25 protein-coding genes are annotated in these 21,619 nt (G+C 59.6%); 12 read left to right on the plus strand and 13 right to left on the minus strand.

The annotated features are described in order from the left end of the window. Positions 1 to 66: 66 nt before the first annotated feature. The 3 genes from VGK14_RS06730 to VGK14_RS06740 form a co-directional block, all read right to left on the minus strand. On the minus strand, positions 67 to 300 hold the full coding sequence (locus VGK14_RS06730; protein ID WP_331508194.1) for a hypothetical protein: 234 nt from the start codon (positions 298 to 300) through the stop codon (positions 67 to 69). Between the two features lie 168 nt (positions 301 to 468). Continuing rightward, positions 469 to 963: a hypothetical protein gene (locus tag VGK14_RS06735; protein ID WP_331508195.1), complete on the minus strand. Its 495-nt coding sequence runs from the start codon at positions 961 to 963 to the stop codon at positions 469 to 471. A 12-nt stretch (positions 964 to 975) separates the two neighbouring features. Beyond that, positions 976 to 2,103 carry a cupin domain-containing protein gene (locus tag VGK14_RS06740; RefSeq protein ID WP_331508196.1) on the minus strand — a complete coding sequence of 376 codons (1,128 nt, stop codon included), beginning with the start codon at positions 2,101 to 2,103 and terminating at the stop codon, positions 976 to 978. 77 nt (positions 2,104 to 2,180) lie between these two features. On the opposite strand from VGK14_RS06740, the gene VGK14_RS06745 reads away from it, so the two are divergent. Both VGK14_RS06745 and VGK14_RS06750 read left to right on the plus strand, forming a co-directional pair. Continuing rightward, on the plus strand, positions 2,181 to 2,642 hold the full coding sequence (locus VGK14_RS06745) for a peroxiredoxin (protein WP_331508197.1): 462 nt from the start codon (positions 2,181 to 2,183) through the stop codon (positions 2,640 to 2,642). After that, entirely contained in the window at positions 2,642 to 3,124 is a 483-nt protein-coding gene (locus tag VGK14_RS06750) for a peptidylprolyl isomerase (RefSeq protein WP_331508198.1), read from the plus strand. The genes VGK14_RS06745 and VGK14_RS06750 overlap by 1 nt, the downstream gene beginning before the upstream one ends. Before the next feature lie 38 nt (positions 3,125 to 3,162). On the opposite strand, the gene VGK14_RS06755 is transcribed toward VGK14_RS06750, so the two are convergent. From VGK14_RS06755 to VGK14_RS06775, 5 genes are all read right to left on the minus strand, one after another. Continuing rightward, the gene (locus VGK14_RS06755; RefSeq protein WP_331508199.1) at positions 3,163 to 3,471 is read right to left on the minus strand and encodes a cupin domain-containing protein; all 309 of its coding nucleotides are present in this window, start codon (positions 3,469 to 3,471) and stop codon (positions 3,163 to 3,165) included. Further along, positions 3,468 to 5,984 (minus strand): DNA mismatch repair protein MutS, encoded by a 2,517-nt coding sequence (mutS, locus tag VGK14_RS06760; protein ID WP_331508237.1) that lies wholly within the window; start codon positions 5,982 to 5,984, stop codon positions 3,468 to 3,470. Before mutS ends, VGK14_RS06755 begins: the two co-directional genes overlap by 4 nt. Before the next feature lie 138 nt (positions 5,985 to 6,122). After that, the gene (locus VGK14_RS06765) at positions 6,123 to 8,660 is read right to left on the minus strand and encodes a cation-translocating P-type ATPase (protein ID WP_331508200.1); all 2,538 of its coding nucleotides are present in this window, start codon (positions 8,658 to 8,660) and stop codon (positions 6,123 to 6,125) included. 11 nt (positions 8,661 to 8,671) lie between these two features. Continuing rightward, a complete protein-coding gene (locus VGK14_RS06770; protein ID WP_331508201.1) occupies positions 8,672 to 8,794 on the minus strand; it encodes a hypothetical protein in 123 nt (40 codons plus the stop codon). Continuing rightward, a complete protein-coding gene (locus VGK14_RS06775; protein ID WP_331508202.1) occupies positions 8,791 to 9,612 on the minus strand; it encodes an inositol monophosphatase family protein in 822 nt (273 codons plus the stop codon). Before VGK14_RS06775 ends, VGK14_RS06770 begins: the two co-directional genes overlap by 4 nt. Positions 9,613 to 9,670: 58 nt before the next feature. On the opposite strand from VGK14_RS06775, the gene VGK14_RS06780 reads away from it, so the two are divergent. The 10 genes from VGK14_RS06780 (at position 9,671) to fdx (ending at position 17,857) form a co-directional block, all read left to right on the plus strand. After that, complete coding sequence (locus VGK14_RS06780) at positions 9,671 to 10,384, plus strand: RNA methyltransferase (protein WP_331508203.1); 714 nt, start codon at positions 9,671 to 9,673, stop codon at positions 10,382 to 10,384. A gap of 120 nt (positions 10,385 to 10,504) precedes the next feature. Continuing rightward, positions 10,505 to 11,257, plus strand: coding sequence for a serine O-acetyltransferase (cysE, locus tag VGK14_RS06785; protein ID WP_331508204.1), 753 nt, complete (start codon positions 10,505 to 10,507; stop codon positions 11,255 to 11,257). A 61-nt stretch (positions 11,258 to 11,318) separates the two neighbouring features. Continuing rightward, positions 11,319 to 11,783: a Fe-S cluster assembly transcriptional regulator IscR gene (gene iscR / locus VGK14_RS06790; protein ID WP_331508205.1), complete on the plus strand. Its 465-nt coding sequence runs from the start codon at positions 11,319 to 11,321 to the stop codon at positions 11,781 to 11,783. Beyond that, complete coding sequence (locus VGK14_RS06795) at positions 11,783 to 12,916, plus strand: cysteine desulfurase family protein (protein ID WP_331508206.1); 1,134 nt, start codon at positions 11,783 to 11,785, stop codon at positions 12,914 to 12,916. Before iscR ends, VGK14_RS06795 begins: the two co-directional genes overlap by 1 nt. Before the next feature lie 7 nt (positions 12,917 to 12,923). Beyond that, positions 12,924 to 14,138 (plus strand): IscS subfamily cysteine desulfurase, encoded by a 1,215-nt coding sequence (locus VGK14_RS06800; protein ID WP_331508207.1) that lies wholly within the window; start codon positions 12,924 to 12,926, stop codon positions 14,136 to 14,138. Positions 14,139 to 14,201: 63 nt separating this feature from the next. Further along, the gene (iscU, locus tag VGK14_RS06805; protein WP_331508208.1) at positions 14,202 to 14,624 is read left to right on the plus strand and encodes a Fe-S cluster assembly scaffold IscU; all 423 of its coding nucleotides are present in this window, start codon (positions 14,202 to 14,204) and stop codon (positions 14,622 to 14,624) included. Between the two features lie 81 nt (positions 14,625 to 14,705). Next, on the plus strand, positions 14,706 to 15,029 hold the full coding sequence (iscA, locus tag VGK14_RS06810; protein ID WP_331508209.1) for an iron-sulfur cluster assembly protein IscA: 324 nt from the start codon (positions 14,706 to 14,708) through the stop codon (positions 15,027 to 15,029). An 84-nt stretch (positions 15,030 to 15,113) separates the two neighbouring features. Then, entirely contained in the window at positions 15,114 to 15,635 is a 522-nt protein-coding gene (gene hscB / locus VGK14_RS06815) for a Fe-S protein assembly co-chaperone HscB (protein ID WP_331508210.1), read from the plus strand. Next, positions 15,635 to 17,500, plus strand: coding sequence for a Fe-S protein assembly chaperone HscA (gene hscA, locus VGK14_RS06820; RefSeq protein WP_331508211.1), 1,866 nt, complete (start codon positions 15,635 to 15,637; stop codon positions 17,498 to 17,500). The genes hscB and hscA overlap by 1 nt, the downstream gene beginning before the upstream one ends. A gap of 15 nt (positions 17,501 to 17,515) precedes the next feature. Then, complete coding sequence (gene fdx, locus VGK14_RS06825; RefSeq protein WP_331508212.1) at positions 17,516 to 17,857, plus strand: ISC system 2Fe-2S type ferredoxin; 342 nt, start codon at positions 17,516 to 17,518, stop codon at positions 17,855 to 17,857. A gap of 40 nt (positions 17,858 to 17,897) precedes the next feature. On the opposite strand, the gene VGK14_RS06830 is transcribed toward fdx, so the two are convergent. From VGK14_RS06830 to VGK14_RS06850, 5 genes are read right to left on the minus strand one after another with little or no spacing between them, the layout of a single operon-like run. Further along, entirely contained in the window at positions 17,898 to 18,278 is a 381-nt protein-coding gene (locus VGK14_RS06830; protein WP_331508214.1) for a hypothetical protein, read from the minus strand. After that, on the minus strand, positions 18,271 to 18,759 hold the full coding sequence (gene ubiT, locus VGK14_RS06835) for a ubiquinone anaerobic biosynthesis accessory factor UbiT (RefSeq protein WP_331508215.1): 489 nt from the start codon (positions 18,757 to 18,759) through the stop codon (positions 18,271 to 18,273). The genes VGK14_RS06830 and ubiT overlap by 8 nt, the downstream gene beginning before the upstream one ends. Then, complete coding sequence (locus VGK14_RS06840) at positions 18,756 to 19,667, minus strand: U32 family peptidase (protein WP_331508216.1); 912 nt, start codon at positions 19,665 to 19,667, stop codon at positions 18,756 to 18,758. The genes ubiT and VGK14_RS06840 overlap by 4 nt, the downstream gene beginning before the upstream one ends. Before the next feature lie 2 nt (positions 19,668 to 19,669). Then, the gene (ubiU, locus tag VGK14_RS06845; protein ID WP_331508217.1) at positions 19,670 to 20,671 is read right to left on the minus strand and encodes a ubiquinone anaerobic biosynthesis protein UbiU; all 1,002 of its coding nucleotides are present in this window, start codon (positions 20,669 to 20,671) and stop codon (positions 19,670 to 19,672) included. Next, entirely contained in the window at positions 20,661 to 21,611 is a 951-nt protein-coding gene (locus tag VGK14_RS06850) for a TIGR01212 family radical SAM protein (RefSeq protein ID WP_331508218.1), read from the minus strand. The genes ubiU and VGK14_RS06850 overlap by 11 nt, the downstream gene beginning before the upstream one ends. Positions 21,612 to 21,619: the final 8 nt, after the last annotated feature.

Consider the following 21,619-nt stretch of genomic DNA (forward strand, 5'->3'; position numbering starts at 1 on the left):
GCCAATACGAAGCAATAAAAAAGCCGGCACGAAGCCGGCTTTTTTGTGAAGCCGAAGTAATTGGATTTACTTCTTTTCCGGAGCAGCAGGAGCGGCCGGAGCAGCTTCAGCCGGCTTGGCAGCTTCAGCAGCAGGAGCGGCCGGAGCAGCTTCAGCCGGCTTGGCAGCTTCGGCCGGAGCAGCAGCAGGAGCGGCCGGAGCAGCAGCAGGAGCAGCTTCAGGAGCAGGAGCTTCTTCTTTTTTGCCGCAAGCGGTCAGAGCCAGGGCCAGCAAGGTAGCGAGCAGAGCGGAACGGATCATTTTATTTCCCTTATGAAAGTAGTCACAGAAAACATTGTCGGCCTCCTTATTCTCAAAGGAGTCTTCCGAAGCGCGATATTTTATACACGCGCTTATAAAAATACCAGTGCTTTTTATTTTTAAAGGTTTTTCAAGTCAGCCATAAAAATATACCGAATCCGCCATGCATCATAAACCGAGCGTCGTAGCAGCAACTGCCGGCGTAGACGCTTCTTGCAATTGTCCGAACTTTTCCTCGAGCAACCGCGCGCCGGCATGATCGTAAAACGCCAGCAAGGCACGGGCACTGTCCGCATGAAAACGGTGTACATAATGCGCCTCATCCGCGATTACGAAAGGATCATTGGCCATGCGTCCATGCTCGTGGGTTTTGAGAATGGATATGGCATGGCCGTAGGGCTTCAGCAAATTCATCAAACGCGGGCAGCGCCGAACCAGGCGTTCCGTTTCATGCAAAATAATCACCAGCCGATTAATGCGATCCTTCGCCAGAAAATGCCGCAAGGCTTCAAAACGCGACACCGTGTCGTAACTCCCGGAAGCAAGATCGACGTCAAAAACATGCAGCGTATGCTCGGCCTTTTCAATCACCGCATCAATGGCTTCCGAATACTCGGCCTCGCCATTGAGCATACGGTGCTGTTTTTCCGTTTCTGCAACCATGATGCGCGCCTCCTAGCTGGAAAATTGCAAATATCCGGCGTGATACCACTGGCACAACAAATCCGTCAACTGCGGCATTTGCAGATAAGCCGGCGGCAAAGGCGGCAATACGCGCCGATCGGCCAATTGTCGCAGCATCGGCACCACTTGTTTCTCGACCTCGAGCGCTTCCCCATTGATGAACACCTTACAGCCGTGCGTCAACATCAGGCTTTTCAGATCCAGCCGAATGCCTTTGTCGGCGAGCCGCTGCAGAAACCTCGGCGCAGCCATGCGCCGCGGCGGAGCGAAAACGATATGCGGCTTGGGTTCGGTCAGATACTCGCCCAGAAAGCCCGAAACGTCGCTCTTGTTCCAGCGGATGGACTGCAACAGTCTTTCGACTTTGTCGATCATCCGCCCGGAAATTTCGGCAGGATGCGCCTGCAAGTCGAGGTCGGGATCGGCATACATGCCTTCGAGCCGGATGTGTTCCTGCAGATGAGCCAGGAACTGGGCGCCCAGTTCCTGCGCGGACGGCGCACGGAAGCCGACCGACCAGGTCATGCAATCCCCCACCGCAATGCCCCAGTGCGCGCAGCGCGGCGGCAGGTAAAGCATATCGCCCTGTTCCAGCAGCCATTCCTGCTCGGTATGGAAATTTTTAAGTATGCGCAGCGGCGCGCCCTCCACCAGTTCCATATCCTGCTGCTGGCTGATGCGCCACAAGCGCTGTCCCTGCCCTTGCAGCAGGAACACATCGTAGGAATCGAAATGCGGGCCGACTCCCCCACCATCCGGTGCAAAGCTTACCATCAGGTCGTCCAGCCGCGCAGTGGGGATGAAATCGAAACACTGCAGCAGTTCCTCCCCCTCCCTCAGGAAATGGTTGACCCCCTGCACCAGCAGGCTCCAGTTCTTTTTTGGCAACCCGGCAAAACGCTCTTCCGCGAACGGGCCATGCTCCAGCCGCCAGCCGCCCCGGTTCTGCAATACCAGCCGCGATTGCGCCTCCTCCTCGCACGCCAGCCCGGCCAGTTCATCCGGGGTCAGCCAGTCGCCGAAGCCGGGGAATGCCTGACGGATCAGCAACGGCTTTTTCTGCCAATATTCCGTTAAAAATTGTTGTGCGGTAAGACCGCCCAGATGCGCAAGTTTCATGAGACGCATGATAGCGCTTGCGTCTCATCGCTGGAAATGGTTTAAAATGGTTCTCGACGCCTCCCTCACGAGAAACTATGCCGCATCCCGGTTCCCACGCTCCAGATTTCACGTTGCCCGATGCCGACATGGGACTGGTGAAACTCTCCCGCTACAAAGGCAAAAATGTCGTTCTTTATTTCTATCCCAAAGACGACACTCCGGGCTGCACCATGGAAGCTATCGAGTTCAGCGACATGGAAGAAGAGTTCGCCGGGTATGACACCGTGATCCTCGGCATTTCGCGCGACGACTGCATCAGCCATGCGGATTTTCGCGACAAGCACGGCCTGGCGGTGCAATTGCTCGCCGACGTGGACGGCAAGGTGTGCGAAAAATATGGCGTATGGCGGGAAAAGGAAAAAGATGGCGTGCGCAAGATGGGCATCGTCCGTTCCACTTTCATCATCGACAAACAGGGCATGCTGCGCCACGCATTTTATGGCGTCACCGCCAAAGGGCACGCGGCGGAAATATTAAATCTCATCAAGGAATTGTAATGAAGATCGCAATGAACACCGTTGTTTCCATTTCCTACGAGCTGCGCGACGGCGATGGCGCACTGCTGGACTCCTCCGCCGACCATCCGGTCAGCTACCTGCATGGCGGCTATGACGGCATTTTCCCCAAGGTGGAAGAAGAACTGCACGAAAAAAGCATAGGGGATACGCTGGAACTGACACTGGAACCGACGGATGCTTTCGGCGATTATGACGAGGAACTGGTACAGATCGAACCGGCTTCGGCTTTTCCCTCCGAACAACTGGAAGTCGGCATGCAGTTCGAAGGCGAAGACCAGCATGGCGACGTCATTCTCTATACCGTCACCGACATCGCCGACGGCAAAGTGGTGGTCGACGGCAATCATCCATGGGCCGGCGAGCGCCTGCAGTTCAAGTGCACGGTGACCGGCGTGCGCCCCGCCACCAAAGAGGAAATCAACCACGGCCACACGCATGGCGAAGGCGGGCACCATCACTAAGTTGCGCTAGCACGGGAGCGCCTGGGTCAACGGCGCTCCTACCTGCGCACCGCATCGAGGCTGATTACCGCCTCGTTGCTCACCACTTCCGCGCTGTGCACAACGCCGCGCGGCACTTCCAGCAAATCGCCCGCTTCCAGCATTACCGTCGCGCCTTCCATGCCCATGCGGAAACGCCCGGCGAGCACGCCGTCGATTTTGTCGACGCCATGCGTATGTGGCGGAAAATACGTGCCCGGCGGATAGACATAGCGGCTGACGCCATACCCCATGGCTTCCAGCTTGCTGCGCATTGCCGCCTCGGTCAGCGGGCCGTCTCGGCTTGCATCCCAGTGCATCGGCTTCATAGCAATCCTTTCAAGCGATACAAGGCCTCCAAGGCTTCTTTCGGACTGAGGTCGTCCGGGTCGATATCCAGCAGCGCCTCCAACGCCGGCGCGGGTGCGGGCTCGGCGGCTGCGGGAGCAGCGAACAGATCGGGTTGCGGCCCGGCCTGGATGCTTTGCTGTTCCAGTTGCACCAGCCGGCGTCTGGCCGCCGCGATGACGGATTTGGGGATGCCCGCCAGCTGCGCCACCTGCAAGCCGTAGCTCTGGCTCGCCGGGCCTTCCTCGACGCTGTGCAGGAACACGATGCCGTCGCCGTGTTCGACCGCATCCAGATGCACGTTGGCGACCTGCTTGTAGTCTTCGGTGAGGCGCGTCAATTCGAAATAGTGGGTCGCAAACAAGGTATAACTGCGGTTGCGTTCCAATAAATGCCTGGCGCAGGCCCACGCCAGCGCCAGCCCGTCGAAAGTGGACGTGCCGCGGCCGATCTCGTCTAACAGCACCAGGCTATGCTCGCCGGCGTTATGCAGAATATTGGCGGTTTCGGTCATTTCCACCATAAAGGTGGATCGCCCCCCGGCCAGATCGTCGGAGGCGCCGATGCGGGTGAAGATGCGGTCCACCGGGCCTATTTGGGCCGATTGCGCCGGCACGAAACAGCCGCAATGCGCCAGCAGCACGATCAGCGCGGTCTGGCGCATGTAAGTGGACTTGCCGCCCATGTTGGGGCCGGTGATCAAGAGTAGCTGGCGGAATGGCGATAGCGTCGTGTCGTTGGCGATGAAAGGCTGCGCCAGTTGCTCCACCACCGGATGGCGCCCGCCGCGGATGTTGATGCCGGGCTCGCCGCTGAACTGCGGGCAAACGTAATTGAGCGCCTCGGCGCGTTCGGTGAAACAGGCCAGCACGTCCAGTTCGGCCACCGCGGCGGCATTTTGCTGCAACCGGGCGATATGCGGCGCGAGACTATCCAGCACCTCCTCGTACAAGGCCTTTTCCCGCGCCAGCGCGCGCTCGTTGGCCGACAGCACCTTGTCCTCGAATGCCTTGAGTTCCGGCGTGATATAGCGCTCGGCGTTCTTCAGCGTCTGGCGCCGGCGGTATTCCGGCGGGGCATTCTCCGCCTGCGCGCGGGAGAGTTCGATGTAGAAGCCGTGCACGCTGTTGTACTCGACCTTGAGCGCGGCGATGCCGGTGCGCTCGCGCTCCTGCGCCTCGTATTGCAGCAGGTAATCCCCGCAATTGGCTTGCAGCGCGCGCAGCTCGTCCAGTTCGGCGTCGAAACCGTCGGCGATCACGCCGCCCTCGCGCAATACCGCGGCGGGTTCCGGGCGAATCGCACGCTCCAGCACTTGGCTGGCGTCGGGCGGCGCGGTTAAGTACCCGGCCAATTGCAGCAGCCGTCCCTGGCTTCCGGCTAGCGGAGCTGCCAGCGCAGGCAGCAGTTTCAGGCTTTCGCGCAACGCGGAAAGGTCGCGCGGCCGGGCCGTGCGCAACGCCACGCGGGCGGTGATGCGCTCGACATCGCCGATCTGTCTCAATACGGGCCGCAAGCGCTCATGCAGGCCGCTGCCGCGCAATTCCTCGATCGCGGCATGGCGTGCGGCAATCGCGACCCGATCGCGCAGCGGATGGTGCAGCCAGTAGCGCAGCAGCCGCGTGCCCATCGCGGTGCAGCTGGTATCGAGCAGTGAATGCAGGGTGGGCGCCGGCTCGCCGCGCAGGGTCTGGTCGATTTCCAGGTTGCGCCTTGTCGCGGCGTCAAGCTGGATGAATGCGCTCTGCTGCTCGGCAGAAAGCCCGAGGATGTGCGGCAGCGCGCCGCGCTGGGTGTTGTGCACATAGTCCAGCAGCGCCCCGGCGGCGGCGATCGCGGCGTGCATGCCGTCGACGCCGAAACCGGAGAGATCATGGGTGCCGAACTGGCGGGTCAGGGTCTGCAGCGCACTGTCGAGGTCGAACTGCCAGGGCGCCAGGCGCTTGCGCGCGCATTTCAGGGTTTCCAGCAGCGGATGGCGCAGATCGTCCGGCAGCAGCAATTCCGCCGGGGCGATGCGCTCCAGCTCGTGCGCCAGCGCATGCTCCGCCGCTTCGCACAGCACGAAAGCGCCGGAAGCCAGATTGATGCGCGCCAGCCCCAGCTGCCCTTCATGCACGCACAAGGCCAGCAGCACGTTGTCGCGCGCGTCGTCCAGCAAGGCACTGTCGGTGAGCGTGCCGGGCGTGATGATGCGCGCCACCTTGCGCTCCACCGGGCCTTTACTCAGGGCGGGGTCGCCCACCTGTTCGCAGATGGCCACCGCCTCGCCCAGCTTCACCAGCTTCGCCAGATACTGCTCCACCGCGTGATAAGGCACCCCGGCCATCTTGATCGGCTCGCCGTTGCTGGCGCCGCGCCGGGTCAGCGTGATATCCAGCAAGCGCGCGGCTTTTTCCGCATCCTCGAAAAACAGCTCGTAGAAATCCCCCATGCGGTAGAACAGCAGCATGTCGGGGTGCTCCGCCTTGATGCTCAAATACTGCTGCATCATCGGCGTATGTTTTTGCAACCCCTGAGCAGCCGTGATTTGAGTATTGATCTGGTTCAACTTTTGATCCTGCTTTTAAAGGTTTAACTCGCGCCGGAAGTGTAGCCCGGAGACTTTCGGCGTGCCATCGGATAACGCCGGTTATGCATCGCTCCCGAAACCGCCGAAACGCCGGGCAGTTTCAAACGCGGCAATGCAGACAGCGCCGGCAATCCCCATAATGGCCAGATCGGCCGGCTGCAATGCACCGAAATAAAACAATGCGCGCAAGCCGGGAACGACCAGCACCAAGGTCATGAATAATACCGCACCACCGATGACCCACCACAACGCACGATTGCGCGTGCCCAGCGTTGCCAGAATACTGCGGGAACGCGAACGGCTGGCGAAAATCAGCCCGAGGTTGGCGATCACCATGGTGCTGAAAGTGAGTGCGCGCGCCGCGTCTGCACTGCGGCCGAAATGCCGGGCGCCGATGTAAACAGCCAGCAATGTCGCCAGCAGGGCCATCCCCTGCAGCAGACCCAACAGCATGATATGGCGGTCGAATAGCGATGCCGCGGGTGAACGCGGCGGACGCCTCATGATGTCGGCCTCATCCGGTTCCGCCTCGAACACGATGGAGCAGGCCGGATCGATGATCAGCTGCAGAAACAAAATATGCACCGGCAGCAATAACAGAGGCCACCCAAGCGCAACCGGCAGTACCGATATGCCGACAATGGGCACATGGGCACCGACCAGGAAGGTAATCGCTTTGCGCAGATTATCGAAAATGCGCCGCCCCATCCTGACGGCAGCGACAATCGAGGAAAAATCATCGTCCAGCAGCACCAGGTCGGCCGATTCCCGCGCCACATCGGTGCCGTGCGCCCCCATGGCGATGCCGATATGCGCAGCTTTCAGCGCCGGCGCATCGTTCACGCCATCGCCCGTCATCGCCACGATCTCGCCGCCCGCCTTGAGCGCATTGACCAGCCTGAGTTTCTGTTCCGGCATGGTGCGGCAGAATACATGCACGTGCTTCACCCGTGCTTGCAGTTCGGCATCATTCAGGCTGTCCAGTTCGTCCCCGGACATCATGCCGCCCTCGGCCCTGAGCCCAACCTGACGCGCGATGCTGAGCGCGGTCGCAGGATAATCGCCGGTGATCATGATGACCCGCATGCCGGCTGCATGGCTTTCCTCGATCGCAGCCGGCACCGCGGGACGGATCGGGTCGGCCAGCCCGAGCAGGCCGAGGAATTCGAACTCGAAATCGTGCTGAATCGCCGGCAGATCGGCCTTGCGAAAAGACGCGCGGGCCACGCCCAGCACCCGCAGTCCCTGTTCCGCCATGGCCGTCGCCTCTGTGGCCAGCACCGCGCCGCGGTCATGGTCCAGGTGGCACAGGTCGATAATAGCCTCGGGCGAACCTTTGGCGGCGATCACGTAGTGTTCGCGGTCGGGGGACTGCCATACGCGCGACATTGCCAGCAGCCCGGAGGATAGCGGATACTCCTCGACCAGGGTCCAATCCTGATGGATGTGTTCGGTGCCCTGCAGCGCCTCGCGCGTGGCCCGGTTGATCGCCCGCTCCATCGGATCGAAAGGATCGCGATGGCTGGCCAGCATGCCGAATTCCAGCACTTCATGAAACGTTTCCGGCAGCTGTCCATGCTGGGCAAAATCGAAGCGCTCGGCGTGCGCATACAACTTGGCCAATGCCATGCGGTTTTGCGTCAAAGTGCCGGTCTTGTCCACGCACAGCACGGTTGCCGCCCCCAGCATCTCGATCGCGGGGATATGCCGCGTCAGCACCTGCTTTTGCGCCATGCGCCAGGCGCCCAGCCCCAGGAACAACGTCAGCACGACCGGCAGCTCTTCCGGCAGCAGCGCCATCGCCAGCGTAATGCCGACCAGAAAGCCATTGAGCCAATCGCTGCGCGTCGCCCCGTAGAGGGCCCCTGCCGCCACGGCCAGTATCATGCCGACCCAGGCGGCGCGCGTGACTATCATCCTGGTTTCGCGCTGGATGCGCGTCGGCTCCGGCGCCACGCCTGCCAGGCTCTTGCCGATGGCGCCAAGCGCGGTCTGCTGGCCGACCGCCAGAACCTGCGCAATGCCCCGGCCCTGGACAAGCAGCGTACCTGAAAACAGATAAGACAGATTGTCGCCACCCGGCCGGCTCATCTGCGCAGGCCTTGCTTCCGCCGCCGTTTTGCGCACCGGGGCCGATTCGCCGGTCAATAAGGATTCGTCGATGGAGACGTTAGTGCCGGACAGCAGCACGGCATCGGCAGGAACCCGGTCGCCCTCGCTTAACACCAGCAGGTCGTCGCGCACCACCTCGCGACCGGGAATGCGGTGTTGCGCGCCGTCGCGAATCACCACCGCACGCGGGCTGGAAAGATCGCACAAGGCCTGCAGCGCCCGCTCGGTCTTGCGTTTCTGAAAGAAGCTGATGGCGATGATGACGAAGACAAATCCGAGCAGCATCATCGCCTCGCCCTTGTCTCCCAACATCAGGTACAGCGAACCGCAGGCGATCAGCAGCAGGAACATCGGCTCTTTCAGCACATCCAGCGCGATGCCGAACGGGCTGCGCGGCTCTGCCGACGGAAGCTGGTTGTAGCCCTCCCGCGCCAGCCGCACAGATGCCGCCTGATGCGAAAGTCCGTGCCGGATATCGATGGCCACGAGTTGGCAACCTATGCCAGGCGTCGCACCAGCTTGTCATGGTAGCCGGTCTCGAATTGCAGGCCGGCGCCGCGCGCGGCGGCCCCGCTGATCCGTTGCTCGACAATGGCCTCGAACGCGTGCATGGACGTCAAGCTTTGGTTTTGAGTTCCACAGTCTTGAGATCCACGGTCAGGTGCGGCGCCAACACTTGCAGCATCTGGCCGAACACCTTGGGAGTTCCGGCGACGATGTTGCCGGTTGCGAGCCAGCTTTCGTTACCCTCGAAATCGCCCACCAGCCCGCCGGCCTCGGCGACCAAAAGCCCGCCGGCGGCGATATCCCATTTGGACAGGCCGATCTCCCAGAAGCCGTCATACCAGCCGGTAGCGACATAGGCGAGATCGAGCGCAGCGGAACCCGGACGGCGCAGTCCGGAAGTCTTCAGCATCATGTCCTTGAACATCGCCAGATAGGTATCGATATGGGCAAAATCGCGGAACGGCAAACCGGTGCCGATCAGCGACTCCTGCAGCCTGGTACGCTTGCTGACGCGGATGCGGCGGTCGTTGAGGAAAGCGCCGCGGCCTTTGGTAGCGGTATAAAGATCGTTGCGGTTGGGGTCGTAGATCACCGCCTGCTCCAGCACGCCGCGATGCTGCAAGGCAATGGAAATGCAGTATTGCGGAAACCCATGCAGAAAATTGGTGGTGCCGTCGAGCGGATCGATAATCCACAGAAAGTCGCCGTGCTCTCCCACCGCTCCCGATTCCTCGCCCAGGACTGCATGGCTGGGATAAGCCTCATGCAGGGTTTCGATAATGGCCTGCTCGGCAGCGTGATCGACCTCGCTGACATAATCGTTGTGCGTCTTGTTGCGCACCTGGAGAATGTCGAGATTTTGCGAAGCGCGGGTAATGATGGAACCTGCGCGGCGGGCGGCTTTTACCGCCGTATTCAGCATGGGATGCATAGTTTGGCTAAAGAGCAATTAAAATAAGGCGACATTTTAACCTACCGTCCACCACCCCGTGAATAAACTCAACAACATCCGCATCGTACTCTGCCAGACCAGCCATCCCGGCAACATCGGTTCCGCCGCGCGCGCCATGAAAACCATGGGCCTGTCGCGCCTCCACCTGATCAAGCCGCGCAAGTTTCCCCATGCGGAAGCCGTTGCGATGGCCTCCGGCGCGACGGACGTGCTGGAAAACGCGCAAATTTTTGACACGCTGGATGACGCGCTTGCCGGTTGCGCGCTAGTGATCGGATTGACCGCACGCCAGCGTGAATTGTCGCATGCCGCAATCTCGCCGCGCGCCGCTGCGGCCGAAGCTCTGGCGATCGCCGCCGATCTTGAAGTGGCGCTGGTGTTCGGCGGCGAAACCAGCGGATTGTCGAATGAGGAGTTGATCCGCTGCCAGCGCCTGGCGCATATTCCCGCCAATCCCGATTATTCATCGCTCAATCTGGCGGCAGCGGTGCAAGTACTGGCTTATGAGTTGCGGGTTGCCTCGGAAGAAGCGCCGCAGGCGGGCGGAAAACGTTTACAACCAGCAACCCATGATGAGGTTGAGGGATTTTATATCCATCTGGAACAAACGCTGATTGCTATCGGCTTTCTTGATCCCGCGCTGCCCAAGCGCCTGATGCTACGGCTGCGCAGACTATTCACCCGGGCAGGACTGCAAAAGGAAGAAGTGAATATTTTGCGTGGAATTTTGAAATCCATTGCAGAAAAATAATGTCAGAACCGGGTGTTAAGCCATTAATGTGGGATTGAACCGGGATCAGTCGCGGCCTACCATCGTTTGTGGCAAAATACCAAATTAAACCTTACGTATCCAGACATAATATTTACACTCATGCTCAACCATTTGCGCGAAGATATCGCCGTCGTTTTTGAGCGCGACCCCGCCGCTCGCAACACATGGGAGGTGCTGACCACCTACCCCGGCGTGCATGCGCTCATTTTCCACCGCGTTTCGCATTGGCTGTGGAATATCGGCTTGCGCTGGCTGGCACGCTTCATCTCCCATCTCGGCCGCTGGCTGACCGGCATAGAAATTCATCCCGGCGCGACCATAGGCCGCAGAGTATTCATCGATCACGGCATGGGCGTGGTAATCGGCGAAACCGCGGTCATCCATGACGATTGCACGCTTTATCATGGCGTAACTCTTGGAGGCACCTCATGGAACAAAGGCAAGCGCCACCCCACCTTGCTTGAAGGCGTAGTCATCGGAGCGGGCGCCAAAGTGCTCGGGCCAATCACGGTCGGCGCAGGCGCCAAAATCGGATCAAATGCCGTTGTGGTAAAGGATGTTCCCGCCGGCGCCACTGCCGTCGGCATTCCTGCGCGCATCCTGGACCAGGAAAAGGCCAAGCTGCGCGATGCCACAGCGCAAAAAATGGGCTTCTCCGCCTACGCTGTTGGCGATGACAGCAACGATCCAATGACTAAAGCGGTGCACGCCCTGCTCGACCATGCCGCACAACAAGACAAGCGTCTGCAGGAATTGGCCGAGCAATTGGCCAAGCTGGGTGCCGATCTTGAGGTGGACGAAAAGGTCGGGGATGCTTTCGATGTCAATTACCTTAACAAGATAGTTGACTAAAACGCTAAGGTATTAGAAAATAACAACTGTTATTGAACTTAACGTGAAAGCAAACTAAATTATGCGACTAACCACCAAAGGGCGTTTCGCCGTCACCGCGATGCTCGACATTGCACTCAACGAAACCGGGCGCCCGGTCACGCTGACCACCATCAGCGAACGGCAGGATATTTCCCTGTCCTATCTTGAACAATTATTCAGCCGCCTGCGCAGGAACGGGCTGGTTAAAAGCGTGCGCGGCCCCGGCGGCGGTTACCGCATGGCGCTCGACCCGAAATCCATCTCGGTGTCAGACATCATCCGCGCAGTGGATGAACAAATCGACGCCACGCAATGCGGCGGCAATGAAAATTGCCTGGATGATCACCGCTGCATGACCCACGAATTATGGGCCGCGCTGAACCACAAAATTCTGGAATATCTGGAAGGCGTAACCCTGGCGCAACTGGTTGCCTCGCAAAAGGGCGGGAAAAAAGTGGTGATTGCGGAACCCAGACGCATCAGGAATACCGCCCAGGCAGCTTGATGACCCGGAACGTTTATTTCGACCACAACGCCACCACGCCGTTAGATCCTGTCGTGCGTGAGGCGATGTTGCCGTGGCTCGGAATTCCGGCCAACGCTTCCAGCAGACATCAATTCGGACGCTCGGCCCGCCATGCATTGGAACAGGCGAGAGAACAGGTCGCTGCCGCGGTTAGTGCGCATCCTTCTCAAGTAGTATTTACCGGCAGTGGCACTGAGGCGGATAATTTCGCTATTCGCGGCATCTGCTCGACGCTCAAACCCGGCCACCTGGCGGTCAGTGCGATCGAGCATCCTGCGGTGATGAAACCGGCCCAGGCGTTACTGCAACGTGGTTGGAAGCTGACGAAAATCGCAGTGGAAAAAACCGGCAAGGTCGGCATCCGGAATCTGGAAGAGGCTTTGCAGCAACCTGCCGCGCTGGTGTCGATAATGCTGGCCAACAATGAAACCGGCGTCGTACAGGACATCCCGGCTTTATCCGGGATTGCGCGCCGGCATGGCGCAATCATGCATACCGACGCGGTGCAGGCGCTGGGTAAAATGCCGCTGGATTTCAATGCGTTCGGCGTTCAGGCGATGAGCTTGTCGGGCCACAAAATTGGCGGACCACAAGGCACAGGCGCGCTGGTGCTGGACAAACGCCTGGATATCCAGCCGTTGCTTTACGGCGGTGGCCAGGAGAAGGGGCGTCGCAGCGGCACCGAAAATATTGCCGCGATCGTCGGCTTCGGGATGGCATGCGAGTTGCTGATGCATCGTCCGAAAGTCGAGATTGAACTGCGGGATGAACTGGAGGTAGGCCTGCGCGCGCTGGGAGCCGCGATTTTCGGGGCAGAAGCCCAACGGGTGCCGAATACCAGTTTTTTCGCCATTCCCGGTATCGACGGCGAAACGCTGGTAATGGCGCTGGACCGGGCAGGCTATGCGGTAGCCAGCGGCTCAGCCTGCTCCAGCGACAGCTCCGACCCCAGCCCGGTATTGCTGGCGATGGGAATATCGCCGGAATTGGCGCAAGGCGCCGTGCGGGTGAGTCTGGGCTCCGGCAATACGGCACAAGAAATACAGGGATTTTTACAAGCATTACGTGGCGAGTTGTCACGCATGCAAACCATGAGCGCGCTTGCAGTTTGAGGATATTATGACAGTCAAAACTCCGATCTACCTGGACTACTCCGCCACCACGCCGGTTGACCCGCGCGTGGCAGAGAAGATGATTCCTTACCTCACCGAGCACTTCGGCAATCCGGCTTCACGCTCGCACGTGTTCGGCTGGGTCGCTGACAAGGCGGTGGAAGATGCCCGCGAACAGGTCGCCGCGCTGGTCAATTGCGACCCCAAGGAAATCGTCTGGACCTCTGGCGCCACCGAATCCGACAACCTTGCGATCAAGGGCGCCGCTCACTTCTATGCTGGCAAGGGTAAACACCTGATTACAGTCAAGACCGAGCACAAGGCGGTGATCGACCCCTGCCGCGAACTGGAGCGCCAAGGCTTTGAAGTCACCTATCTAGACCCCGAACCCAATGGGCTGATCGATCTGGACAAATTCAAGGCGGCGATTCGTCCCGATACCATTCTGGCCTCGGTAATGCACGTCAATAACGAGATCGGCGTCATTCAGGATATTGTTGCCATCGGCAATGTGTGCCGCGAGAAAGGCATTATTTCCCATGTCGATGCCGCGCAGTCCACCGGTAAGGTGGCGATCGACCTGGAAACGCTACCGGTCGACTTGATGAGCTTTTCAGCGCACAAGACCTATGGCCCCAAGGGCATAGGCGCATTGTATGTGCGCAGAAAGCCTAGAATCCGCATCGAAGCGCAGATGCACGGCGGCGGTCACGAACGCGGCATGCGCTCGGGCACGCTGGCCACGCACCAGATCGTCGGCATGGGTGAAGCGTTCCGCATCGCCCGCGAAGAAATGGAACTGGAAAGCGCCCGCATCCGCAAGCTGCGCGACAAGCTGCTCGCGGGGCTGTCCGAAATCGAGGAAGTGTACGTCAACGGCGACCTGAAGAACCGCGTGCCGCACAACCTGAACATGAGCTTCAACTTCGTCGAAGGCGAGTCGCTGATCATGGCTGTGAAAGATATCGCAGTATCGAGCGGCTCGGCCTGCACCTCGGCCAGCCTGGAACCGTCTTACGTGCTGCGCGCATTGGGGCGTTCGGACGAACTGGCACACAGCTCGATCCGCTTCTCGATCGGCCGCTTCACCACGGAAGAAGAGATCGATTACACAGTGGCGTTAATGAAGGGCAAGATCGGCAAGCTGCGGGAACTGTCTCCATTGTGGGAGATGTTCCAGGATGGTATCGATCTGGAGAGCGTGGCCTGGGCGGCACATTAGAGAGCAGTTCCTTGCCTGACAGGCAGATTATCGGTTCTCTAGGAATAATGTTAGGAGTAACAAATGGCATATAGCGACAAAGTACTGGATCACTACGAAAATCCGCGCAATGTGGGCTCGTTCGACAAGGCTGACGCGAACGTTGGCACCGGCATGGTAGGAGCGCCTGCATGCGGCGACGTGATGAAGCTGCAGATCCGGGTAGATGATGACGGCGTGATCGCGGATGCCAAGTTCAAGACTTACGGCTGCGGCTCGGCGATTGCCTCCAGTTCGCTGGTGACCGAATGGCTCAAGGGCAAGACGCTGGACGAGGCAATGGCGATCAAAAATTCGGATATCGCCGAGGAATTGGCCCTGCCCCCAGTCAAGATCCATTGCTCGGTATTGGCCGAAGACGCGATCAAGGCTGCGATCGCCGATCTCAAGCAGAAACAGGGCGAAAGCGAATCCGCGGATGCCGCGGTATGCAAGCCCGAAGCTTAAGAATTAATCCTTGAGAATTAATCATCGATCAGGCCTGCATAGCCAATCGACGACTTCAGATTCATGTTTTAGGAAATAAATATGGCAATCACACTGACCGAAGCCGCTGCTCAACGCGTGCAAAAATTCCTCGCCAACCGCGGCAAAGGAGTTGGACTGCGCCTGGGCGTCAAGACTTCCGGATGCTCCGGTATGGCATATACGCTGGAGTTCGTCGATGAAGCCGGCGCTGACGATGTCGCATTTCAAAGCCATGGTGTTACCGTACTGCTCGACCCCAAGAGCCTAAGCTATCTTGATGGTACCGAGTTGGACTACACCAAAGAAGGGCTGAACGAAGGCTTCAAATTCAACAACCCGAACGTAAAGGGCGAATGCGGCTGCGGCGAAAGCTTTACCGTATAGGAAGCCCTTGGCTATCAGCACTCAGCGTTCAGCCTTGAGGCTTGGGTTTTGCTGATTGCTGAAAGCTTCCCGCTGATAGCTAACATGCATAAAACCCATTTCGAACTGTTCGGCCTTCCCCCTCTTTTTGCGATCGATATCGTGCGACTGGATCAGGCATATCGCCACTTGCAGGCAGAAGTGCATCCCGACCGTTTTGCTGCGGCCACCGATAGCGAGCGTCACCAATCGCTGCAATGGGCGACGCATGCCAACGAAGCCTACCGGACCCTGAAAAACCCGCTGACGCGAGCGCGCTATCTGCTGCAATTGCATGGCGTGGATACGCAGGAAGAATCCAACACAGCAATGCCAGCGGATTTCCTGATGCGTCAGATGGAATGGCGCGAAGCCATCGAGGATGCCGTCGTCGTCGCCGATGTTGAGGCCTTGGAAGCCCTGGATCGCGGCCTGCGCAGCGAAGCGCGCAGCCTGCGGGAAGAATTGTCCCTGGCGCTGGACGAACAGAACGATTACGCCGGTGCCAGCGAAATCGTGCGCAAGCTGCGATTTCTTGATAAAGTTCAGGCCGAAATCGACCAGGCAATCGACGCACTCGAATCATAATGGCACTTCTCCAAATATCCGAACCCGGCATGGGCGCCGCGCCACACCAGCATCGTCTGGCGGTCGGCATCGATCTCGGCACCACCAATTCCCTGGTTGCCACCGTACGCAGCGGCTTGAGCGTGGTGCTGCACGATAACGACGGACGCGCGTTGCTACCTTCCGTGGTGCGCTTTCTCGCCGATGGTCAGGTGGAAGTCGGCATGGCGGCACAGACTCAGCAAAGCCATGACCCACAGAACACCATTGCCTCGGCGAAGCGTTTCATGGGGCGCGGGCTCAAGGATATCGCCGACATTACCCACCTCCCCTACCGTTTTCTGGACGAGCCGGGCATGGTGCAGCTCAGAACGGTTGCCGGCGTGAAAAGCCCGGTCGAGGTTTCCGCCGAAATCCTCAAAGTGCTCAAGGCGCGCGCCGAGGATGCCCTGGGTGGCGAGCTCACCGGCGCCGTCATTACCGTACCGGCCTATTTCGACGATGCACAGCGCCAGGCCACCAAGGACGCCGCGCGCCTGGCAGGCATCAATGTATTGCGGCTACTCAACGAGCCGACCGCCGCTGCCGTTGCCTACGGCCTGGACAACGGCGCCGAAGGGGTCTACGTGGTATACGACCTGGGCGGGGGCACTTTCGACGTATCCATTTTACGTTTAGCCAAAGGCATCTTCGAAGTGCTGGCCACCAATGGCGACTCGGCGCTTGGAGGCGACGATTTCGACCGCCGCATCTATTGCTGGGTGTTGGAGCAGGCCAAGCTGCCGCCGCTCGCGCCTGAAGATAACAGCCTGTTGATGACCAAGGCCCGTGAAGCCAAGGAATGGTTGACCAACAATCCGGAAGCCCGCATCACCTGCGTATTGCGCAGCGGCGACATCGTCGACATGACGCTCACCACGTCGACCTTCATTGATCTGACCGCGCCGCTGGTGGCAAAAACCATTGCTCCTGTCAAAAAAGCCCTGCGCGACGCCAAGTTGTTGGTCGATGACGTGCAAGGCGTGGTCATGGTCGGCGGCGCCACGCGCATGCCGCACATCCAGCATGCGGTATGGGAATACTTCGGCCAGGAACCGCTCACCAATCTCGACCCGGACAAGGTGGTGGCGCTGGGCGCCGCGATACAGGCCAATGTGCTCGCCGGCAACCGCAACCAGGACGATCTGCTGCTGCTCGATGTGGTGCCGCTTTCGCTCGGCCTCGAAACCATGGGGGGGCTGACCGAGAAAATCATTCCGCGCAATGCAACGATCCCGGTCGCGCGCGCCCAGGACTTCACCACCTTCAAGGACGGCCAGACCGCGATGAGCATCCACGTAGTGCAGGGTGAAAGGGAATTAGTCGCCGACTGCCGCTCGCTGGCGCGCTTCGAACTGCGCGGCATTCCGCCGATGGCGGCGGGCGCGGCGCGCATCCGCGTGACCTTCCAGGTGGATGCCGACGGACTGCTTTCGGTCTCCGCCCGCGAACAAAACAGCGGCGCCGAGGCGCATATTACCGTAAAGCCATCCTACGGACTGGAAGAAAACGAGATTGCCAACATGCTGCAGGCGTCCTATTCCCATGCCGGAGAGGACATGCAGATGCGCGCGCTGCGCGAAACGCAGGTCGATGCCGAACGTTTGCTGGTCGCGGTTGCCGCCGCGCTGGACAAGGATGGCGAGCGCTATCTGAATGCCACCGAGCGCGCCGCCATCGACGAGCACATGCGCGCCCTGCGCACTGCCGCGGCAGGCAATGACGCTGCTGCGATCAAGCAGACGATTGCCGTGCTCAATCAGGCCACGGACACTTTCGCCGCGCGGCGCATGGACGCCAGCGTGCGCCGGGCATTGACGGGCCACAAGCTGGAAGAACTCAATTAGTGTGATCACGCCCTAATGCCGAAAATCATCGTACTACCCCATGTCGAACTCTGCCCGGAAGGCGCCGTCATCGAGGCCAAATCCGGCACTTCCATCTGCGACAGCCTGCTGGATAACGGCATCGATATCGAACATGCCTGCGACAAGGTTTGCGCCTGCACCACCTGTCACGTGATCGTGCGCGAAGGGTACGGCAGCCTGCCGGCTGCGGAAGAAAACGAGGAAGACCTGCTGGATAAAGCCTGGGGACTGGAACCCAATTCCCGACTGTCGTGCCAGGCGATCGTCGATGGCGCCGACCTGGTGGTGGAAATCCCCAAGTATTCGATCAACATGGCCAAAGAAGGCAAGCATTAGGCAAGGCAAACACTAGCCTTCTCGCCGGTGCGCTGTTTTCCTACCAGTTCGTATACCGGTCTTTTTTCAGATAATCCTTGATGTGCCAGGCAATGCCTTCGTGATCGGTGAAGAAATAGCAATTGCCGTCGGCGCTGCTGATCGTTCGCTCTATGGTCAACGCCAGCTCGTTTTCAATGAACTCTTTGGCGTTCTCCATTCTCAGGCAGGGATTGCAAAAACCCGATGCGGCAGGCGGGGCGCTGATACTTCTCTTCTTGATTTCAATATTGATGCCCTCGTTGCTGGCAAACATTGAAATGCCGGAATCGGTGATGACGTGGTATCTGCCGCCCTGAAATATCTTCACCAGAAACGCGCAGTATGCAGCGATGTTTTCAACGTGAACTTCGATGTGATCAAAGAATACCGCTTTACTCATTCCTGCTCCTCGACGACAACAACCTTGCCTTGATCTGCGCCAGCACCGTGGATGGCGCCAGCATGGCCGCAGCCAGGCGGGGCAGCTCGATGCTGTCCAGGGTATTCTTGGCGACCAGTCCCAGCTCGGTATCGCCCTCCACGATCAATCTGCGGCTGAAAAACAAGGTGTCCGGATCTTCCTTGCGTGTCGCCAACAGATAAAAATCCCGTGCCGTAGCGCTGAAGGCGAGGTCGGGCGCGGCACCGCAACGGACCGGCGAAAAGCCCTTGGGCGTGACCGTAAAATGCAGGTGCAGGCCGATATCCAGAACCCGAATCTCGATCCGCTTGCCTTGCAGCAGTTGCAGATCCTCCCGGCGAATGATGCTGCCGAGTGCCAGATTCAGCACCGTGGTAAATGCAAACGATGGCGGTAATGCCGGCAGCCGCGCAACCATTCGGCTTAGCGGCTTGGGAAAGGCGAAGGCAAGCTGGCTCATGCGATTCTTTTCATTGCAGTTGAGGAAAGCGATTGTTCAATGCCTGGCTTGCCATGCCAATAGCCGTCGCAATCGGCATCTGGCAGCAGCCCCTGCAGCGCTGCCGCGGCAGTTTCGGCAGACCCGCCGCCATCCAGGCACTGACGGAACAATTCGACAACTTGTCCGGTGTGCCCGGCATGCGGGCTGATACGCACCACGTCCACCCCCATATTTGTCATTTCACCCAGTTCCGCGGCAAGATTGTAAATGCTCGCAGATTGGGTCTGGATGCCGTTCAGCGCCAGAAACGGCTGACCATCGCGCGTCTTCAGTGCGAGCCCTTCCGGATGGTCCTGGCAGCGAAACTGGCAATCGTCCTTGGGCAGATTGTAGCGGCGGGCGGTGAAGCAGCGCGCGGAAAACGCCAGCGGCAGCCTGCCGTACGCGAACACTTCGGTTTGCATCTGCCCGGGCTTGTGCGCCAGGACGTCCGCCAGCATCTGGCGCGACATTTCCACCGGCATCACCCAGCGCGTCGCTCCCGCTTCCGCCAGCACCTCCAGCGTATGCTGGTTATAGGTATTCAGATGCGGACCCGCGACAAACGGCGCGCCCGCCGCGGCATGCACCGCGCCCATATCATTGGCTTCGATCGCGAACTTGCCATTGGCCGCCAGGCGGCGCAAGGTCTTGAGATCGGATTCGGACTCGACCAGCGCCTGGGTGGAGAGCACCACTTCCTTGCCGGCCAGCGCCAGCTGTTCCGCCGCCTCCAGCCAGTCGTCGATGCGAAAGGCATGACGCCGGGAGCACACCGTTTCTCCCAGGTAGACGATATCCACCGGCCAGGTTGCAGCCTGTCGGTAGAACTCGACCAGTTCTTCACGCTGCCAGTAATAAAGTATTGGCCCCAGGGATATTTTCATGCTCATTTCCATGGCCGATGATAGGCGCCCAGCGTATTCTGCTGGCCTTCGGCCACCTTGTTGAGTTGCGCCATCCACGCCGGGCTGACGCTGTAGTTTTCATGGTCGCGCTTGGCGGCATCGATCGCCGCGCGCCACACCTTGGTTACCTGCTCGACATAAACCGGGCTGCGCTGGCGGCCTTCGATCTTGATCGCGGCGATACCCATCTTCAGCATTTCCGGCAGCAGCTCCAGCGTATTGAGACTGGTGGGTTCCTCCAGCGCGTAATAGGTCTCGTCCTCCACCTCGAAACGTCCCTTGCACAACGTGGGATAACCGGCTTTCTCGTGTTCGTTGTAACGATCGAGCAATACGCCGTTCAGGCGCGATTCCAGGCCTTTCGGCGTCTGCTGCCAGCGCACCGCCTTGGCCGGCGAGCATACGCCGGCGGTGTTGGGAGACTCACCGGTGGCGTAGGAAGACAGGACACAGCGCCCTTCCACCATGACGCATAACCCGCCGAAGCCGAACAGTTCGATTTCTACCGGCGTGTTCTTGACCACCTGCGCGACCTGCGGCAAGGATAATACGCGCGGCAATACCGCGCGCTGAATGCCGAAGTGCTCATGATAAAAATTGATGGCTTCATAATTGGTGGCCGAGCCTTGCACCGAAAGATGCAGGCGTAGCTTGGGGTAAGTGCGAGAGGCATAGCGCATCAGGCCGATATCGGCGAGGATGACCGCATCCACGCCGGTTTCGGCAGCCTGGTCTACCGCCTCTTGCCAATGCTCCCAGCCGCTGGCCTGAGGAAAGGTGTTCAACGCCAGCAATACCTTGCGACCGCGCTCGTGGGCATAGCGCACGCCTTGCTGCGCCGCGGCGAGATCGAAATTCAGGCCGGGAAACGCGCGTGCGTTGGTGTTGCCGCGCAGGCCGATATATACGCAGTCGGCGCCATAATCCACTGCCGCCTTGAGCGCGGGGAGATTGCCCGCCGGACAGACCAGTTCAAGCGACATTCAATTCCTCCATGATGTACGGCATATTGGCGCGGCAGCCCTGGCGGCTGTCGCGCTTGCGCAACTCCTGTTCGATGCCGTTGAGCACATTCCATTTCGACGAACACCATGCCGGCGCGAGCAATATGACTTGGGACGCAGTGGCGGTAACACGGTGATAGGGGATGTCGGCCGGCGTGCGCTCGACCAGATCGACGGCGATGCGGATGTAGTCCTGCTGCGTCAGCGGCTGATAGCCGCCGCGTCGCCATTGGTATGCCAGCATCGTATGCTTGACCACGTGCAAAGGATGGATCTTGAGGCCATCCACGCCTATATCCAGCACGGTATCCAGGCTGGCATGGTAGTGCGATTCATCTTCGCCCGGCAGGCCGACAATCAGATGGGTACACAGGGGAATGCCGCGCTTGCGGGCGGCCTGTGCGGTGTGCCGGTATTCGGCCAGGGTATGGCCACGATTGACGCGCTCCAGCGTTTTGTCGAATGCCGACTGCAAACCGAGTTCCAGCCAGACCTCCAGGCCGCGCTGCCGAAAGCTGTCCAGCAGATCGAGCACGCTTTCTGAAACGCAATCCGGGCGAGTGCCTATGGATATCCCCACCATGCCGGGCTGGTCCAGCGCCTCCCGATACAGGGATTTGAGCTGCTCGATATCGGCGTAGGTATTGGTATAAGCCTGAAAATAGGCAATGAAGTAATTGGCGCGGGTACGGCGGAATATAGCTTCTTTTGCCCGGCTGATCTGCTCAGCCACGCCAAGCCGCGAGCCTGCGGTCGGGCTGAACGAGACGTTGTTGCAGAAGGTGCAGCCGCCAGTCCCTTTGGTACCGTCGCGGTTCGGGCAGGTAAACCCGGCATCAAGCGCAATCTTGTGCACGCGTTCGCCATAACGTCGCATCACGTCTTGTCCGTAAGTATTAATTCTGTCTGAAAGGACCATCTCCTTTC

The sequence above is a fragment of the Novimethylophilus sp. genome (assembly GCF_036504375.1).
Classification (GTDB): domain Bacteria; phylum Pseudomonadota; class Gammaproteobacteria; order Burkholderiales; family Methylophilaceae; genus Novimethylophilus.

Excerpts from the sequence above, each read along its gene's own strand:
- VGK14_RS06730 (WP_331508194.1), bottom strand. The coding sequence starts at position 300 with ATGATCCGTTCCGCTCTGCTCGCTACCTTGCTGGCCCTGGCTCTGACC.
- VGK14_RS06735 (WP_331508195.1), bottom strand. The coding sequence starts at position 963 with ATGGTTGCAGAAACGGAAAAACAGCACCGTATGCTCAATGGCGAGGCC.
- VGK14_RS06740 (WP_331508196.1), bottom strand. The coding sequence starts at position 2,103 with ATGAAACTTGCGCATCTGGGCGGTCTTACCGCACAACAATTTTTAACG.
- VGK14_RS06745 (WP_331508197.1), top strand. The coding sequence starts at position 2,181 with ATGCCGCATCCCGGTTCCCACGCTCCAGATTTCACGTTGCCCGATGCC.
- VGK14_RS06750 (WP_331508198.1), top strand. The coding sequence starts at position 2,642 with ATGAAGATCGCAATGAACACCGTTGTTTCCATTTCCTACGAGCTGCGC.
- VGK14_RS06755 (WP_331508199.1), bottom strand. The coding sequence starts at position 3,471 with ATGAAGCCGATGCACTGGGATGCAAGCCGAGACGGCCCGCTGACCGAG.
- mutS (WP_331508237.1), bottom strand. The coding sequence starts at position 5,984 with ATGATGCAGCAGTATTTGAGCATCAAGGCGGAGCACCCCGACATGCTG.
- VGK14_RS06775 (WP_331508202.1), bottom strand. The coding sequence starts at position 9,612 with ATGCATCCCATGCTGAATACGGCGGTAAAAGCCGCCCGCCGCGCAGGT.
- cysE (WP_331508204.1), top strand. The coding sequence starts at position 10,505 with ATGCTCAACCATTTGCGCGAAGATATCGCCGTCGTTTTTGAGCGCGAC.
- iscR (WP_331508205.1), top strand. The coding sequence starts at position 11,319 with ATGCGACTAACCACCAAAGGGCGTTTCGCCGTCACCGCGATGCTCGAC.
- VGK14_RS06795 (WP_331508206.1), top strand. The coding sequence starts at position 11,783 with ATGACCCGGAACGTTTATTTCGACCACAACGCCACCACGCCGTTAGAT.
- VGK14_RS06800 (WP_331508207.1), top strand. The coding sequence starts at position 12,924 with ATGACAGTCAAAACTCCGATCTACCTGGACTACTCCGCCACCACGCCG.
- iscU (WP_331508208.1), top strand. The coding sequence starts at position 14,202 with ATGGCATATAGCGACAAAGTACTGGATCACTACGAAAATCCGCGCAAT.
- iscA (WP_331508209.1), top strand. The coding sequence starts at position 14,706 with ATGGCAATCACACTGACCGAAGCCGCTGCTCAACGCGTGCAAAAATTC.
- hscB (WP_331508210.1), top strand. The coding sequence starts at position 15,114 with ATGCATAAAACCCATTTCGAACTGTTCGGCCTTCCCCCTCTTTTTGCG.
- hscA (WP_331508211.1), top strand. The coding sequence starts at position 15,635 with ATGGCACTTCTCCAAATATCCGAACCCGGCATGGGCGCCGCGCCACAC.
- fdx (WP_331508212.1), top strand. The coding sequence starts at position 17,516 with ATGCCGAAAATCATCGTACTACCCCATGTCGAACTCTGCCCGGAAGGC.
- VGK14_RS06830 (WP_331508214.1), bottom strand. The coding sequence starts at position 18,278 with ATGAGTAAAGCGGTATTCTTTGATCACATCGAAGTTCACGTTGAAAAC.
- ubiT (WP_331508215.1), bottom strand. The coding sequence starts at position 18,759 with ATGAGCCAGCTTGCCTTCGCCTTTCCCAAGCCGCTAAGCCGAATGGTT.
- VGK14_RS06840 (WP_331508216.1), bottom strand. The coding sequence starts at position 19,667 with ATGAAAATATCCCTGGGGCCAATACTTTATTACTGGCAGCGTGAAGAA.
- ubiU (WP_331508217.1), bottom strand. The coding sequence starts at position 20,671 with ATGTCGCTTGAACTGGTCTGTCCGGCGGGCAATCTCCCCGCGCTCAAG.
- VGK14_RS06850 (WP_331508218.1), bottom strand. The coding sequence starts at position 21,611 with ATGGTCCTTTCAGACAGAATTAATACTTACGGACAAGACGTGATGCGA.